The organism is Idiomarina sp. T82-3, from assembly GCF_001577655.1.
Classification (GTDB): Bacteria; Pseudomonadota; Gammaproteobacteria; order Enterobacterales; family Alteromonadaceae; genus Idiomarina; species Idiomarina baltica.
Window position 1 is genome coordinate 1 of the sequence record NZ_LSBQ01000001.1, and the last position, 16907, is coordinate 16907.

A 16907-nucleotide genomic window follows, 5' to 3' on the forward strand; every position below is an offset into this window, starting at 1 on the left:
GTGCATCGTCGCGCAAAATGCGCGACCTACTGCGATGCGTACGACCCGATACTTTCATCAGGTGGGCTTGTGCATCGTCGCGCAAAATGCGCGACCTACCGCGAGGAGATGTATTTTAGGAGGGCTTTGAGGGCGGCGGGTTTGACTGGTTTGGGCATGAAGTGCAGGCCGGCTTGGCGCGCGTTGCGCTTCACGTGGTCATCGCGCATGGCGGTGACCAGTGCACCGGGTAAGTCACGCTGCCAAATGGTACGGAGCGCGCTCGCCAGCTGAATGCCGTCGTCACCGCCGAGTTGGTAATCAAGCAACAGACCGTCTAACGGCTCGTTGGCCTCTGCATAGGCAATAGCATCTGCGTAAGAGCGACAGGTTACCGCGCGACAGTTCCACTTTTCTAGCAGTGCGCTAACAGCACTGAGGTTATCCTTATCGTCGTCGACCACAAGCAGGCTCAATTCCGCTGTCGGTGTTTGGTCCGTTTGTTCGGTGCGTTTGGCGACCACTTGTGCGTGATGACCTAAGGGTATCGTCACCGAGAAACACGAGCCTTTACCCTCAACCGAGCGGATTTGCGGTTCGCAGCCGAGCTGCTCACTCATTCTTTGCGCAACACTCAAGCCCAAGCCAACACCATCCACCGTTTGGTTCTGAATCCGATAAAAAGCGTCGAAGATTTTGTTCTGCTGCTGAGCAGCGATGCCCGGCCCGGTATCCCACACCGCGATTTGTAAGTAGTCACCCCGCTTACGTACACCGAGTAACACTTTACCCTTAGGCGTATATTTAATGGCATTCGACAAAAAATTCTGCACAATACGGCGCAAATAAGTTGGATCGGTATACACCGGGCGATCCACATAAAACGCCCGGAACTCAAGTTGTCGCTGCTCCGCCAGGACGTGATACTCTTCAATCAACGGTTTTAAAACACTGCTTAACATCACATGTTTAAACTGTGGCTTAAGCGCTCCTTGGTCCATTTTTGCAATCGAGAGCAGTGTCGATAACAAGTGTTCAGTAGACCCCAACGCCGTATCTAACTTACCCAACAAGCCTTGATTGCGTTCTGATAGCTCATCCTCATTCACCGCCGATAGATACAGTCGTGCCGCGTTGAGTGGCTGCAAGATATCGTGACTAGCTAGTGCTAAAAACCGCGTTTTTGATGCGTTTGCCGCCTCAGCTTCTGCTTTTGCCTTTTTCAGTTCTTTCTCAACTTCACGGCGTCGATCAATTTCAGCGGTGAGCTCTTGGTTGATTTCGCGGATCTCTTGCGTCCGCGTATCGACGCGTTGCTCAAGGTCGATATTGGCATCCTCGAGCGCTTGCTGAGTTTCTACGTGCTCGGTAATATCGGTAAAACTGGTTACGAATCCACCACTTGGTAACGGATTACCTACCATTTCAATCACGCGACCGTCGGCGCGGCGACGAATAAACCGGTGCGCAGAACCCATTTGCATGTAGCGTAAGCGTTTACTCACTAACTCTTCGACTTCACCGGGACCACACTCGCCTCGCTCGGCGTTATAACGGATTAGTGTCGCTATCGGCTGACCCGGTCTCACCATACCTTCTGGATAGTCGAATAGGTCGGTATAGCGTTTATTCCACGCGACCAGGCGCAACTCCGAATCAACAACACTGATGCCCTGCGCTAAGTTCTCTAGCGAACTAAACAGAATCGACTGCTGGGTTTGTAACGCTTGGGTGGTGTCATCAAAGAAGTGAACCACTTCCTCAAGGTTGAGTTGCCTATCGCGCAATGCCGCCTCGACTAAAGAGCGCGCCGTCGCAGACCCTAAAACACCCGCAATCGCACGTTCGACGTAATTAATTAAGTTCTGGTCGGCAACGGCTTCAGCACGCAAGGACACCGATTCGTTGGGTGCTTGGTAGTACCGCATCAGTTGTTGCGCGCGCTCCGCCCCTAAAAAAGTCTTCAGCAGCAGCAACATATCCGCGTTAGTCGCTGACCGGTTTTTATGCAGCGGACTATCGGGTAAAGATGCACGTGGTTTTACGAATGCAGTCGCTTGAATGCGATCGACTAATCGTGGCCGCGACAGCAACGAGAAGGCAATATAGGCAAAGCTGTTCATCAACAGCGAAATTACCGTGCCACGGGTGATGATCTCAACGTCGGAGAGCAACGCATCGCTGTAGAGTGGTATCAATACACTCACTATCCAGCCAATTGAGCCGGCAGCGAGCCCCGCATAGACACCTCGGGCATGACCACGCCGCCAATACAGTGCCCCAATGAGCGTGGGCAACAGCTGTAAAACTAGAGAGAAGGCAAGTAAACCAATACTGACTAAATTAGTGCGTGCCGCCCAAAAGTAATAACAAAGAAACGCCAATGCCATGGTGACGCCAATCGCCACACGACGAAAAAGAAGCAAACTACGGTCATACTCGCGGCGCCGCTCACGCAGTGGCAAACGCGACTCACGCTGCAACAAGATCGGCATGATCACGTCGTTGGTAATCATGGTGCTCAGTGTCACCGATGCAATAATCACCATCGCAGTGGCCGCAGAGATGCCGCCAATAAAGATAATCAGCGAGAGCCAAAGCTGGTCTTTTAACAGTGGAAGTTGCAACGCAAACGTGGAGCCATCTTGATAGTTGGGCAACAACAAACTGCCCGCCAAAGCGATCGGCACAATGGCCAACGCTGTCAGCGCTAAGTAAACAGGAAAGCCCCACCGTGCAGTACCCAAATGTTTGATATCAACATTGTCGACCACAGCAACGTGGAATTGGCGCGGTAAGCAGAGTATCGCGCCAGCGGCCATAAAGGTTTGTACGATAAATTCAAAAGAGCCAAAACTCGCCAGACTCCAATGTGGATTCACGCTCGCCGAAAATGTTTGAGTCCAATCGAAACTAGGCTGTTCGCTCAGTAAATGCCAGGCAAAAATACCCGCGGCTGTGAGCGCAGTGAGCTTTATCATCGACTCAACCGCAATCGCTAACATCATACCACTGCGGTACTCTGTCACCTCGACATGACGGGTACCAAATAGCATAGCAAATAGCGCCATCAAGGCAGCTGCGCCAAGCTCTTTTAGAGAAAACTCACTGGTGATCGAATCACTTTCGGTTAGCACCGCAAAGCTCAAGCCAACCGCTTTTAACTGCAGCGCAATGTAAGGCACAATCGCAAGCGCTGCAATGCAGGTCACCACCACGGCTAACCGCCGCTTCTTGCCATAACGTGACGAGATAAAGTCGGCAATCGAGGTAATATTCTGCTGCTTACTCACCGACACGAGCTTTTTCAGCACTCGGATACCAAAGGTAAACAGCAAAATCGGACCGAGCAGAATAGGAAAGAATGCCCAACCATCAACAGCCGCATTACCCACCGCGCCGTAATAGGTCCAACTGGTGCAGTAAATCGCAAGCGACATGGCATAAACAAACGGGCGATGACTCAGTTTGTTCGCCCATGAGTTCGTTTTATCACCCCAACTCGCAATGGCGAAAAGAAACACAACATAAAGTAGTGAGGCCAGTACGAGTATCCAAGTCATGGGTGAATCCTCAGTAATTGCATCGTGATTTTCTTGCGCATCGTGCGCAGTCTACAATTGCAAACGTTCAGCCACTAGGACAGCTTGCGTACGGCTATAAACCCCAAGCTTACGGAAGATGGCGGTGATATGCGCTTTAACAGTCGCTTCAGTGATGTTGAGCTGATACGCAATTTGTTTATTGAGTAGTCCCTCGTGTAGAAAGTGCAGCACGCGATATTGTTGAGGTGTTAATTCTGAAACTTTACGCGCCAGCTCTTGATCCTCGTTTGAAATACCATCGAGTCGGTCACGGTTGTCCTTTGGGACCCAAGTATCGCCATCCAGTATGGTGCTAATGGCTTCGGCTATTTGCGCTGAAGGAAGTGATTTGGGGATAAATCCCAGGGCGCCAAAACCGATGCATTTAGCCACGATGGATGCATCTTCAGAACCCGAGATAATGGCAACGGGAAGCATTGGATAATCTTCCCGCACCCGAATAAGACCATACAGGTCGCCGCTACCCGGCATGTGTAAGTCCAACAGCAGAAGATCCACGTCATCGTCTTCATTAAGCGCGGCGAGTGTCGAGTCTAAATCCTCGGCTTCACGCAGCGTCAATTCTTCGAAATGGTTCGCGAGCGCGCGTTGAAGCGCCTCGCGAAACAGCGGGTGGTCATCTGCTATTAGAAATTTTGCCATGAGCGCTTTAGGTTATTGATTCTTACGATGTTCTATCAAAGAATCTACCACACTTGGATCGGCAAGCGTAGAGGTATCACCTAAATTATCAAACTCATTAGCTGCGATCTTGCGCAAGATACGACGCATGATTTTTCCTGACCGTGTTTTAGGTAAACCTTTCGTCCAATGCAAGATATCCGGCGTCGCAATCGGGCTTAACTCTGAACGTACCCAGTTGCGTACCTCTTTGGTCAGTTCATCGGTCACCTCAACACCATCGACCGGCGTAATATAAACGTAAATGCCCTGCCCTTTGATATCGTGCGGGAAGCCTACGACAGCCGCTTCCGCGACCGCACTGTGTGCAACCAACGCGCTCTCAATTTCAGCAGTACCTAAGCGGTGACCTGAAACGTTCAAGACATCATCGACGCGCCCGGTAATCCAGTAATAGCCATCGGCATCGCGTTTGGCACCATCACCGGTAAAGTAGACATTTTTGTAGGTCGAGAAATAGGTCTGCTCAAAGCGTTCGTGATCGCCCCACAGCGTACGCATTTGGCCCGGCCATGAGTCCTCAATGATCAAGCCACCTTCAGCCTCGCCTTCTTGTTTGTTACCTTCGCCGTCGACCAGCGCCGGTTTGACACCAAAGAAAGGTCGCGTCGCTGAGCCTGGCTTTAAATCGGTCGCGCCTGGCAACGGCGTAATCATGATGCCGCCGGTCTCAGTCTGCCACCACGTATCCATAATCGGACACTGACCGTTACCAATGCGTTTGTGATACCACTCCCATGCTTCTGGGTTGATCGGCTCACCCACACTGCCCAGTACACGGAGTGATTCACGTGTTGAGGTTTTCGCAGCTTCATCGCCTTTTGCCATCAGCGCACGAATCGCCGTTGGCGCTGTATAAAGAATCGATACTTGATGTTTATCGACGATCTCTCCAATACGACCGACACCCGGATACGTCGGTACGCCTTCAAACATTAATGAGGTTGCGCCGTTCGCAAAGGGCCCATAAACAATGTACGAGTGACCCGTAATCCAGCCCACATCCGCCGCACACCAATAAATATCGTCGTCGTGACAATCAAAGACGTATTCATGGGTCATGGAAGCCCACACCATGTAGCCACCGGTGGTGTGCACCACGCCTTTCGGCTTACCCGTAGAGCCTGATGTATAAAGAATAAACAGTGGGTCTTCTGCATCCATGACTTCCGGCTGACATTCTTCGCTGACGTCGGCAATGAGCTCATGCCACCATACATCGCGACCCTCAGTCCAATTCACAACGCCTTCGGTGACTTGGCTAACGACAACATGCTCCAGAGTCGGGCAGGCGTCGTCTTCGAGCGCTGCGTCAACGTTCTTCTTAAGGCCAATGGTGCTACCACCGCGACGTCCCTCATCGGCGGTGATAATCACCTTAGCACCACAGTCGTTGATACGATCAGCAATAGCATTCGGAGAAAAGCCACCGAAAATGACCGAATGCACCGCACCGATACGCGCACACGCTAGCATGGCATAAGCCGCCTCAGGCACCATCGGCATGTAAATCGCCACACGGTCACCTTTGCCAACGCCCAGCTTCTTCAGTCCATTGGCGAAGCGGGAAACTTCTTTATGCATCTCGCGATACGTAATGTGTTTATCGACACTCGGGTCGTCGCCCTCCCAAATGATGGCTGTTTTATCGGCCTTATCGGCAAGATGGCGGTCAATACAGTTATAACAGGCGTTAAGCGTACCGTCTTGATACCACTTAATATTGATGTTACCCGGACTAAAAGAGGTATTTTTGACCTTGGTGTATGGAGTAAACCACGTGATTCGTTTACCCTGTTCTCGCCAGAAACCCTCTGGGTCATTAATCGACGCTTGATACATTTCCAAATAATCGTCGTTTGTAATTTTCGCGGTGTTTTTTATGTTTTCTGGAACTTTGTACAGTTGCGACATTACCTCTTCCTCCTTTATTCGCAAGATGGTAACTGTTGTACGTACTACACTTTATTAACACTATTAGACCATAGTCTAGATTGCTAAAAACTGACCAATTACCGAGAATTACTGACGTGAATAATACAATAACGACGGCTTTCACACGGGAGAACACCATGGCAAAAGCACGCTCTACACAATCTATTGCATTATCTGCAGCTATTGCAGCGGCGCTTGGCACCGCATCAATCAGCGCACAAGCAGCAGACACTGACGTATCTTTTGGTGGATACGTAAAACTCGACTTAATGGTTTCTGACTACACCGATGGTCAAGCGCCAGCCAGTGGCAGCATTGCGCGCCAACAATATATTCCAAGCCTGACGCCAGTAGGCGGTAATGGCGACGATATGGTCACTGATTTCAGTGCACGTGAGTCACGTTTTTTCCTCAGCACAAAAACGAAACTCGATAACGGTGAAGTACTGACCGGCCATGTTGAAATGGATTTCCAATTGACCCCAGACGGCGATCAACGTATCTCGAACTCGTATAATCCGCGCTTGCGTCACGCGTTCATCAAATACAAAAATTGGACCTTTGGTCAAACCTGGTCAAACTTCCAAGATCTGAACATTTTGGGTGAGTCAGTTGACTTCATCGGGGTAACGGACGGTATCGTTTTTAACCGTCAAGCGCAGATCCGCTATACCTCTGGCGGCTTCAGCGTATCGATTGAAAATCCAGAAACCACAGTCACTGATACCATTGCGAATGGTAATGGACGTATCGTTTCGAGCGACGGCTTTATGCCGGATGTGACCTTAAAATACTCAGGCAAGAGCGATAACCTCACTTGGCAGGCATCAACGCTCTTACGTCAGCTGACCTATGACGTCAACGGTGATGGCGACGACGAAACTGAATTTGGTTACGGCGTGAGTTTAGGCGCGAAATATAGCTTTGGTATGGACGACATTCGCGCATCAATCACAACCGGGTCAGGTTTAGGTCGTTACCTTGCGCTGAACCAATGGAATGGTGCTGTGATTAATGGCAACGGCGATTTAGAAGCGATCGATTCAACTGGTATTTCGTTTGCTTACCGTCATTTTTGGACCGACAAAATTCGCTCGAACGTGATTTACTCACGTGGCTGGGCCGATAACCCCGAGGCATGGGTTGGTGGTAGTTCGACCAAGTACTCTCAACGGTTAGCTTTTAACGTCATGTATAGTGCCGCTTCGAATCTGACGTTTGGTGCAGAAATTTCAAAAGCACAGCGTGAAACAGAAGCCGGTTTTGACGGTGATCTTAACCGCTTACAGTTCATGGCAAAATACGCATTTTAAGCGTGGATTTATGACTAAGCCGCACTCATTCAGTGCTGCTTTTTTGTGCCTGCACGGCAGCGACTTGATGCACATGACGACATGCTTTAATCAGCTGCGCTCTGCACGCGTATAAGGTTTTTCTCGCCTCATGCATCGAGCTATCACTCAGCCAACTATCAAACTGTCGCGTAGCGGTTTGAATCAAACGCAACGCATGCTCAAAGTCATCTAAATGTATATATGCACCACAGCCGAGCATGACTGCTGTGGCATAGTGCTGTTGAGCGTTACTCGCAAACCAAAGCACATGGGATAACTCAAGTGCGGTGGCTTGCGCATCGTTAAGCACCGTGCATGCGTCTTGCCACTGGGCACGTTTTAAATACCCCGAGCCTTGACGCAATTGTTGATACAATAATTCTTGCTGTCGGAACACGTTCATAGCTACTCCCTCTCAACGGATGACACCATTTAAATACGAACGTTTCTCATTTGCAAGTATATATCAAGGTTATTTACAAAAAAACCGCGCATACCCACTAGGATACACGCGGTCACAAAACCGGTATTTACCGAGTATCTATTTGACGATATCGATTAAGGCTTTTGCGATATCTGTATTGTTCATGTAGCCACGGAACGCCTCACTATGAGGACCGCGAGCAAATACTGGCACATCAACGCCGGTATGACCGCTCGTTGTCCAGCCGGTCCCTGTTATGTCGCCGGTAATGTAGACCAAGGCGTCATGCAATGCATCCTTGCGATCTTTCTCATCTTCGTCGGCAGCTGACATCAACTCATCAATGTACTCTTCACTCATATCGTAGTTCACTTTGTCTGCTACGTAACCGGCCCACTTCTCAGTATCCAGTTTAAGCAGATCAGAAACCATTGAGCTAATCGATGACTCGATGTTCATTACTCGGTCGGAATACCAGGCATAATCACCGTCACGGCCCAATGTTAGTCCACCGGTGGAGTGATCAGCCGTCATCACCACTAACGTATTTGGGTGCTTCTCTTGAAATTCTCGTACCACCTTAAGAGCGCGATTTAAGCCATCCATTTCGTGTACCGCACAGGCAATATCATTAGCGTGACCGCACCAGTCAATTTCACTGCCTTCAATCATAAGGGCAAATGAGCCTTCTTTTGGCTCAAGTAAACGTAACGCTGCATCAGTCATTTTTGCTAAAGCATTGACGTCTCCATCAATCGCAAAAGGCAAGCCTTTTGGAGCGAACGTACCCAAAACAGGTGTTTCGTCAATTTCGTCCAACGAATTTAAATCGGTCGTAATTGTTAGTCCATAGTCAGGTAAAATTTCAAACCAATTTTTATCTACGCGCTCGAAGTAACTCCGTCCGCCGCCCAACAGCACGTCAAATGAAGGATGACCATTAACAACTTGCTCAGCTATCAAGTCAGCGATTTCATTATACTCGTAGCGTGAGGGGTGATGATTGAAGAAGGATGCAGGAGTCGCGTGATTGACTTGAGAGGTCGAAACAGCACCCGTTGCCCAACCGTTGTCCTTAGCCATTTCCATAATGGTTTTAAGTGGGTGCTTATCGTTATCTACACCGATTGCACCGTTATATGTTTTTTCACCTGTTGCTAATGCTGTCGCGCCCGCTGCTGAATCGGTTACCCACGTTTTGTCCTCTGGGTAAGTCGTTGCAGCGCCAGTCAGCATAGCATCAAATTCAATCGGTGCGACAGTATGCGTCTCAAGATCAGACATTGCATAGCGATAGGCGCTGATATATTCAAAGCCCATACCATCACCAATGATATAGATAATATTAGGTTCTTCAGTTGAAGTCTGAGCTGCGGCAGAAAAAGAACAAGCGACTAAGCTTGCGGCGATCAAAGTTCGTTTCATAAAAAAGGCCCCACTAACTATTAGTGGGGCCAATCTTAGCAGAGAAATTATGACAAATGTATGTAGTCAGACTCAAAACACCAGGGAATCTCTATTTGAGCCTGTACACAGTCCTTGTCAAATTATCTCAATACATCTGGCGTCATACGTTCTTCAACGATCTCTACGTCAACTCCATTAACGCCCTCAATTGCCTTAATAGAATTACGTAACGCCAGCATTTCAGTGCCTTCAGAGGCCTTGAAAAGTACTAAGTCTAAACGTGGGTAAACACGTTCAACAGTTAAGCCCAGTTGGTTAGCAACGGCGTCTGCATCGTGGGTATTCATTAATACAGAGATAATACCCGATACCAACGCTGGCTTACCGGTAATGCTGTTAGTCATCTCGGTACCAGCAAGTAGTACATCGCCACGACCTTTGAGCACTGGTGCAGCGCCCTCTGGTAACTTGGTAAAACGATAGGTTTTGTAATCATTACCTACGTTAAATGCTTTAGTAGGCGCTTCCGCTTTTGCGCGGTGTGGCAACTTTCCGTCGTCCTGTGCCATCGCACTGGTCGAAGCCACGCCGAGCGCCACTGCTGTGATTAATAATGCGTTTTTCATGTTATTCTCCTAGCGCTCAATTATTAGTGACCAAAGGCACGCACTGAAACAGCTTCTAAGCGTGTAGGTGTAGAGTTATTAGCGAACGTGTCTTCTGCTGCGCCACCTAACGCCCGACCGTCAGCGATTAAATCTTCGCCGTTAGTATCGACTAAACGGATAGTCCAAGTGCCGCCTACGTCTTCGCCATAGAAGGCATTTGCTAAGAAGCGCGTGTCTTCAAGAATATATTCGCTACAGGTAGCATCCGCACCGACGTTAAGTGCCTGACGACCTGTTAGCAATTGAGTTGTGGTACCCGCAGGAGAGGTCACCTCGATTGCGATGTCGTTACCTGCTGTTGACAATGAGCAACCGTCAAAATCGTCGTTTGCTACAGTCAGTTCAAACTCTAAACCTTCAAGGGTGATACCCGCTTCCATATCAAAGGTGTATGTTGCGCCCTCTGCATTATTATCAGGTACTTCAACTGGCTCTTCTGGAGAAACGTCAACCCAATTTGAAGTCGTAAGTGGACCCAGTGCGCCAGGGCTCATTTCTTTAGCCATTTGAACCGCATCACCGGCATTAACACGACCAAAACCATATTTTAGGTTAAAGTTATAACCTGCGGCATTCTCTATCCAGCCAGCGTCTGCAACGAACTCGCCATCACCGACGGTCAAGACAACACCTGGATCAGCTTCGTCAATCACGGTCGCTGTGCTTGCTAAGATATGACGAATTTCACGCGCACTTAAGCTTGGGTTGGCGGAACCAATGAGAGCGACCACACCGGTAGTGTTTGGTGCCGCAGACGACGTACCGTTGAACGTACTGGTGTAGTCACACGACACGTTCTCTGGATGGCCTGGAGCATTGAACGACTGGATGCCGGCATAATATCCAGGCACTCCCACCTGACCATCAAGCGAGTCACCGTAAGGAAAGCTTGAATAGCCTTGTAAGCAGGTTGATTGGTCAGTGGTAACCATGGCTGGTTCTAACTCACCAAACTCACCTGACGGTGCTGATATGAAAATATTTGAACCCGCTGTTGAGTAGCTTGTGTGTGTACCGTCCGCATTAACAGCTGCAACCGAAACGTTAAAAAAGCTCGCATTACTTGGATCCAAGTTACCATTTAGGCAACTCAAACCTAATTCTATCGCACCAGTTGCACTACAGATATCAGAAAAGTACCCTGCTGAACCCGTGTCATCAAACGAGTTACCCGCAGACTTAACGTTTACAGCACCCAATCCGTTACGGAGGTTTAACATTGAGTAAGTTGCAAAAGCTTCGTCAGTTGCTGAGGCATAAAGTGCAAAAGGTACAGAAATTCCGTAGCTTCGGTTATAAGCGATGACAGGATCGCTTTCACTCACTCCACTACCGGGGATACCGTGACTTAAGCCATTGTTAAGTGTAGTTTGCGTGCCACTACCACCTAGATAATTTACGCCAAATACTTTTGCTTGAGGCGCTACACCACGGCCGCCAATACCATTGTTTGCGGTTGCGGCAATCAAACCGCTGACTGAAGTACCGTGGTCACCCAACACCGCCGAACTGGTTGGATCCGACTTATTTGTTGCATCAGCAACCAAGTTTAGCGATTTATTTGCTGCGATATTAGCGCGCAGATCAGGGTGATTAATTTCTACACCTGAATCCACGACACCCACCATCATGCCTTGGCCATAAGCACCCTCGGCATATGCACGAATGACGTTCATGTCATTACCTGCAATTGATACGGTTGGGTCTAGGAACAAGTCGTAAGCTTGCTCTTGGGTGTAACCGAAACTGTTAATCAGGAAGTCGAAGAATGCTTCGCTCTGCACAAACGCTAATTGCCCGGTGTTACGCAGGTGCCATTGTTGATAGGCAAGCGGGTCACCATCGACATGTTGGACTTCGATTTTTGCAATCGATGTTGACTCACCATCACTTACTAACACTTCAATCGTTGCAGGATCCAGTGTAAGCGGGAAGTAAGTGAAGTGACCGCTACTATCAATCGAAACCGTTCCGGGGGCTTCAGAATTTTCAGGAACAACAACTCTTGCGTTATACGTTAGATTATCGTTATTCGCATCAGTAGCGGTCACAGAACCAGAAACTGGAGACCACTGTTGTGCTGACGCAATGTTTTGCCCACTCACCTCGGGAGCATAGTTTGTATCATCGCTGCCCCCACATGCCGTGAGGCCTAAAAGCACTGCTGCTGACAGAGAGGCCAGCTTGAAAGATTTGGTTGTCATGGGAACCTCGTTGTTGTGTTTTTACCCAGGACCACCAATCCTACACCAAGTTGTTAATATTTAGTAACCCCCAAATCGAACAAAATGTAACATTTTGTAAATTAGTTGTTACTAATATTTCATATTCTCATAACTATATGACATAAGCCCTTGTTTTAGCGATAAACGACGGATTTAAGAAGGACTCTTTTTGGTTATACCGCAAGGGTTCTCCGTTAATTTTATTTACAACACCCCCTGCTGATAGTAATACAGCTTGACCGGCGGCGATATCCCATTCGCTGGTGGGCCCTAGGCGAGGATATAAATCTGCTTTGCCCGCTGCAATCCAACACAGTTTGAGTGCGCTTCCCACTGCAATCGTCTCATAAGGCACCGTGAGTTGCTCAAGCCAAGTTAAGGTTTCTTCAGAAGGGTGTGAACGTGAGATCATCACACGTAGTGTTTCTGGCACTCGAGTAACCGCAGTAATCGATTGTCCATTAAGCTCTGCGCCGACATCGCGCTCACCGTAGTAAAGATCATCTAAAGCAGGTGCATAGACAACCCCTAAAATGGGAACTCCCTGCTCGATCAACGCGATATTAACGCTAAATTCATCGTTGCCTTTAATGAATTCTTGCGTGCCATCTAGGGGGTCAACTAACCAGTAACGATGCCAGTTTTTGCGTTGGCTCCAGGAAATATCACAACACTCTTCCGATATCACAGGGTATGTTGTTGCTAGTTTTCGCAAGGCATCGACAATCACATGGTGCGCCGCTAAATCAGCCTGGGTCACTGGACTCTCGTCAGCTTTCGTTGAAATCTGAAGCGAATGCTCTTGCTTTACCCGCATGATAGCCGCCCCTGCCTCTCGCGCAATGCGTATCACGTCGCGTTTAAACATTAGCTGTCTCTATTTATATGCTGGCGATAATAATCTATCAACGCGTTAGTCACATCGTCGAAGTCTTCATTCTGATTATCCGAGAGCGCATCTAGCACTGAGAGGGCGTACTTTTTACCTTTCTCAACACCCGGTTGATCAAAGGAGTTAACATCCCACAGCAGTCCTTGAATGAATATCTTGTGTTCGTACACTGCTATCAATGCGCCAAAGCTCTCTGGCGTCAATTCATCTAAGAGAAGAAGATTCGATGCATGACTCCCCGGGTAATTATCACGCGGCGATTCAACACTTTTGTCCCCCCACCACAGCAAGCGTCGATGAGCTAGACAGTTTGCCACAGAGAGCCGTTGTTGCTGTTGCAAAGAGGCTGCTACTTGTGGAGAAAACCTCGTAGCACTTCGATTAAGAACCAGTACGAAATCAGCCGCAAAATCATCGTAGCCTTGATGTAAATGTTGATAAAAGGCATGTTGCCCATTTGGACCAAATCCGCCCCATAAAATGGGTCCTGTCGGCTGATGCAAAGATTTATTGTCACGTGTGGCCTGCTTACCATTACTTTCCATATCCAGTTGCTGAAGATAGGAAGGCAGCATGCGTAAACGCCCATCATAAGGCAAAATTGCTAAATTATTGATGCCCTTTTGCTGACGTAAATAGACACCATTTAACGCCAATCGAACAGGTACGTTGTCGTTATCTGGTACAGTTAAAAAATGCTCGTCCACCGCTAACGCACCGGCTAACATCTTACAAAATGGCGCCATACCGATAGACACTGCAATACTGAGACCTATCGTGGACCACAGCGAGAAACGCCCGCCTACGCCTTCGTCAAAGCTGAGCTGGTGATGTTCAGGTATACCGTAAGCCGTCATTTTCTCCTTATTAGAAGACACACCAATGACATGGTGCTCCAGCCAAGCTGACTCGGACATGACATGATTCACCCAGCACTTTACGGTGTCCACATTCGCGAACGTATCTATCGTGCCAAATGATTTTGAAGCAATTACAAATAACGTGGTTTCTGGATCAACGATAGGAAGGACTGCGTATAGCTGCCCACCATCCATCGATGAGACAAAGTGGACATCAACCGCGCTTGAAGACGATTCATCATCAAACTCTTTGAGTGCAAAACTTGCCATTTGAGGACCTAAATCCGATCCTCCGACACCAATATTTACAACGTCGGTAATGGGTTTTCCCGTGACACCCAGCCACTGACTCGAGCGAATTTTGTTTACAATCGCTGTAAAAGAATGAGTGGGTTGTTGAAGTGCTTCAATGGCCGCACGGCTTCTACACAACGTATGAGTGACCTTTCGACCCTCTGTCACGTTCTTATATTCGCCAATAACCAGTTGCTGCTTTGCCGGTTTAAGGTCAATCTCGGTAAGGCGTTGCGCACGCCAATCGTGAACGTCGTCAAATAAATAACTATCGTCAAGTGAGAGCAGTGTGCGGTTTGAGTCAGTGCTTTTTATTTTTAACATGATGAGTCTATCGCTTATTGGTCGTATCCATTCGGGTTCTGCGACTGCCAATGCCAAGTATCTCGCATCATTTCTGCTAATTCACACTTGGCTTGCCAACCTAGCAGCTTGCTCGCCTTTTCTGGGTTTGCAAAACATTTTGCAATATCACCCGGTCGACGCTGCGCAACCGTATAGGGGATATTCAATCCAGACTGTTGCTCAAAAGCGTCCACCACTTCCAAGACTGAGTAGCCTTTACCTGTGCCTAAGTTAAAGGCCTCAAAACCTTGGTGACTGTCCATATAACGCAATGCCGCAATATGTCCTAACGCCAGATCGACAACATGAATATAATCACGAACGCCCGTGCCATCGGTCGTATCATAATCATTACCGAATACCTGTAACTGATCGAGTTTACCTACAGCGACCTGACTGACAAAAGGCACGAGATTATTCGGTATACCATTGGGGTCTTCGCCTATTTGGCCAGATCGGTGTGCACCGACTGGGTTAAAATAGCGCAATGTAGCGATGCGCCAACGAGGATCCGAAGCGGCTAGATCCATCAGCATCCGCTCCACCATATATTTGCTGGTTCCGTACGGATTTGTCGTTGCACCAATCGGCATTGACTCACTAATTGGCGATTGCGCGTTTGCTCCATAAACTGTAGCTGACGATGAAAAAATCAGTTCAAATACATTATTTCGCGCCATCACCTCACACAGCGTTAACGTACCCGCGACATTATTTTGGTAATATTGAATGGGCTTTTCCACACTTTCACCGACCGCTTTGTGGCCAGCAAAATGCAACACAGACTGAATATTATGGTTCTCAAATACTTGGTTTAATGCCTCTGCGTCACGCACATCGACCTGTGCAAAGGTCACGGATTTTTGTGTCAATTGCTCAACGCGCTTTAAACTCTCACGGCTACTATTTGAGAGATTATCAATGACTACCACCTCATAGCCGTTATTTAAAAGTTCGAGGGTTGTGTGGGAGCCAATATAACCTGTGCCACCTGTTAATAGGATACTCTTATTCATTCACCGGCCTTTTAAAACTATAGTTATTAGCGTATGTCTGTTTCACTAGAAAGATTATCAAATGATATTAATGTTTAATCGGCATTAAACAAATCTCTGGTGTAAACGCGATCTGCAACATCGAAGAGTTCTTCGGTAAGACGATTACTCACAATCAAGTCCGCTTTACTTTTAAATACTGAGAGATCACGAATAACCTCACATCCCAAAAAGTTTTCCTCTTCGAGCACCGGTTCATAGATAACGACATTAAGTTGACGTTCCTTCAAACGGCTTATGATTCCTTGCACAGCGGAAGCCCGAAAATTATCAGACCCGGTTTTCATCACCAAGCGATAAATACCAACGTGTTCGGGTTGTTTGGCAGCGATTTGGTGCGCTACGAAGTCCTTTCTCGTTGTATTCGCATCGACTATCGCTTGTATCAGCGTTTGCGGAACTTGATGATAATTTGCGAGGAGTTGCTTGGTGTCCTTGGGTAGACAATAGCCACCATAACCAAAGCTTGGATTATTATAGTGATCACCAATTCGAGGGTCGAGACAAACTCCCTCAATGATTTGCCGCGTATCTAAGCCGTGGACTTCGGCATATGTATCAAGTTCATTAAAGTAGGCAACACGCATTGCTAAGTAGGTATTCGCAAATAGTTTGATAGCTTCTGCTTCGGTGCTATCGGTTGTCAAAACTGGAATATCTTGCTTAATCGCGCCTTGCTGCAATAAGCCCGCGAATAAATTTGCCCGCTCGGAGCGTTCACCTACAATAATACGTGAAGGATATAAGTTATCAAACAACGCCCTACCTTCACGTAAAAACTCAGGTGAAAACATAATATTGTTGGTATTAAATTGGCGTTTTATTTTCTCAGTATAACCTACAGGCACCGTCGATTTAATCACAATGACTGCATCCTGATTGACTGTAATAACTTGCTGAATGACACTTTCGACCGACGCGGTATTAAAGTGATTCGTCATCGGATCATAATCTGTCGGCGTAGCTACAATCACCCAATCACAGTCACTAAATGCTTCTGCTGCATCATTCGTGGCGTTGAGAAATAATGGTTTTTCCGTTAAATACTGCTGTAATTCTGTATCCACAATCGGTGCTTGCCTACGGTTAATAGAATCGATCTTCTCGGGATCGATATCGTAGGCAACCACCTCGTTATTTTGCGACAGTAGCACCGCATTGGAGAGACCGACATAGCCTGTTCCTGCAACTGTAATTTTCACT

Annotated in this window: 12 protein-coding genes; 1 reads left to right on the top strand and 11 read right to left on the bottom strand. The window is 47.9% G+C overall.

The annotated features are described in order from the left end of the window. Nucleotides 1–95: 95 nt before the first annotated feature. From AWU56_RS00005 to acs, 3 genes are read right to left on the bottom strand one after another with little or no spacing between them, the layout of a single operon-like run. Entirely contained in the window at nt 96–3542 is a 3447-nt protein-coding gene (locus AWU56_RS00005; protein ID WP_286681417.1) for a PAS domain-containing hybrid sensor histidine kinase/response regulator, read from the bottom strand. A gap of 51 nt (nt 3543–3593) precedes the next feature. Next, nucleotides 3594–4226 (bottom strand): response regulator transcription factor, encoded by a 633-nt coding sequence (locus tag AWU56_RS00010; RefSeq protein WP_286681418.1) that lies wholly within the window; start codon nt 4224–4226, stop codon nt 3594–3596. Between the two features lie 12 nt (nt 4227–4238). Then, entirely contained in the window at nt 4239–6179 is a 1941-nt protein-coding gene (gene acs / locus AWU56_RS00015) for an acetate--CoA ligase (RefSeq protein WP_286681419.1), read from the bottom strand. Nucleotides 6180–6337: 158 nt separating this feature from the next. Here acs and AWU56_RS00020 point away from each other — a divergent pair, with 158 nt between their 5' ends. Next, entirely contained in the window at nt 6338–7513 is a 1176-nt protein-coding gene (locus tag AWU56_RS00020; protein WP_272977567.1) for a DcaP family trimeric outer membrane transporter, read from the top strand. Nucleotides 7514–7538: 25 nt separating this feature from the next. Here AWU56_RS00020 and AWU56_RS00025 read toward each other — a convergent pair whose 3' ends face one another. The 8 genes from AWU56_RS00025 to AWU56_RS00060 form a co-directional block, all read right to left on the bottom strand. Beyond that, on the bottom strand, nt 7539–7937 hold the full coding sequence (locus AWU56_RS00025) for a hypothetical protein (protein ID WP_286681420.1): 399 nt from the start codon (nt 7935–7937) through the stop codon (nt 7539–7541). A gap of 138 nt (nt 7938–8075) precedes the next feature. Then, a complete protein-coding gene (locus AWU56_RS00030) occupies nt 8076–9383 on the bottom strand; it encodes an alkaline phosphatase (protein WP_286681421.1) in 1308 nt (435 codons plus the stop codon). Between the two features lie 122 nt (nt 9384–9505). Further along, nucleotides 9506–9991, bottom strand: a complete 486-nt coding sequence (locus AWU56_RS00035; protein ID WP_286681422.1) for a serine protease external chaperone — start codon at nt 9989–9991, stop codon at nt 9506–9508. Between the two features lie 23 nt (nt 9992–10014). After that, entirely contained in the window at nt 10015–12237 is a 2223-nt protein-coding gene (locus AWU56_RS00040; RefSeq protein WP_286681423.1) for a S8 family serine peptidase, read from the bottom strand. A 133-nt stretch (nt 12238–12370) separates the two neighbouring features. Beyond that, nucleotides 12371–13126, bottom strand: coding sequence for a 3'(2'),5'-bisphosphate nucleotidase CysQ (gene cysQ / locus AWU56_RS00045; protein WP_272977572.1), 756 nt, complete (start codon nt 13124–13126; stop codon nt 12371–12373). Further along, the gene (gene pgi / locus AWU56_RS00050) at nt 13126–14628 is read right to left on the bottom strand and encodes a glucose-6-phosphate isomerase (protein ID WP_286681424.1); all 1503 of its coding nucleotides are present in this window, start codon (nt 14626–14628) and stop codon (nt 13126–13128) included. Before pgi ends, cysQ begins: the two co-directional genes overlap by 1 nt. 14 nt (nt 14629–14642) lie before the next feature. Next, nucleotides 14643–15665 (bottom strand): UDP-glucose 4-epimerase GalE, encoded by a 1023-nt coding sequence (galE, locus tag AWU56_RS00055; protein WP_006954166.1) that lies wholly within the window; start codon nt 15663–15665, stop codon nt 14643–14645. Between the two features lie 74 nt (nt 15666–15739). Further along, the gene (locus AWU56_RS00060; RefSeq protein ID WP_286681425.1) at nt 15740–16906 is read right to left on the bottom strand and encodes a nucleotide sugar dehydrogenase; all 1167 of its coding nucleotides are present in this window, start codon (nt 16904–16906) and stop codon (nt 15740–15742) included. Nucleotide 16907 lies beyond the last annotated feature (1 nt).

Coding starts and splice junctions, on each gene's coding strand:
- AWU56_RS00005 (WP_286681417.1), bottom strand. CDS start 3,542: ATGACTTGGATACTCGTACTGGCCTCACTACTTTATGTTGTGTTTCTT.
- AWU56_RS00010 (WP_286681418.1), bottom strand. CDS start 4,226: ATGGCAAAATTTCTAATAGCAGATGACCACCCGCTGTTTCGCGAGGCG.
- acs (WP_286681419.1), bottom strand. CDS start 6,179: ATGTCGCAACTGTACAAAGTTCCAGAAAACATAAAAAACACCGCGAAA.
- AWU56_RS00020 (WP_272977567.1), top strand. CDS start 6,338: ATGGCAAAAGCACGCTCTACACAATCTATTGCATTATCTGCAGCTATT.
- AWU56_RS00025 (WP_286681420.1), bottom strand. CDS start 7,937: ATGAACGTGTTCCGACAGCAAGAATTATTGTATCAACAATTGCGTCAA.
- AWU56_RS00030 (WP_286681421.1), bottom strand. CDS start 9,383: ATGAAACGAACTTTGATCGCCGCAAGCTTAGTCGCTTGTTCTTTTTCT.
- AWU56_RS00035 (WP_286681422.1), bottom strand. CDS start 9,991: ATGAAAAACGCATTATTAATCACAGCAGTGGCGCTCGGCGTGGCTTCG.
- AWU56_RS00040 (WP_286681423.1), bottom strand. CDS start 12,237: ATGACAACCAAATCTTTCAAGCTGGCCTCTCTGTCAGCAGCAGTGCTT.
- cysQ (WP_272977572.1), bottom strand. CDS start 13,126: ATGTTTAAACGCGACGTGATACGCATTGCGCGAGAGGCAGGGGCGGCT.
- pgi (WP_286681424.1), bottom strand. CDS start 14,628: ATGTTAAAAATAAAAAGCACTGACTCAAACCGCACACTGCTCTCACTT.
- galE (WP_006954166.1), bottom strand. CDS start 15,665: ATGAATAAGAGTATCCTATTAACAGGTGGCACAGGTTATATTGGCTCC.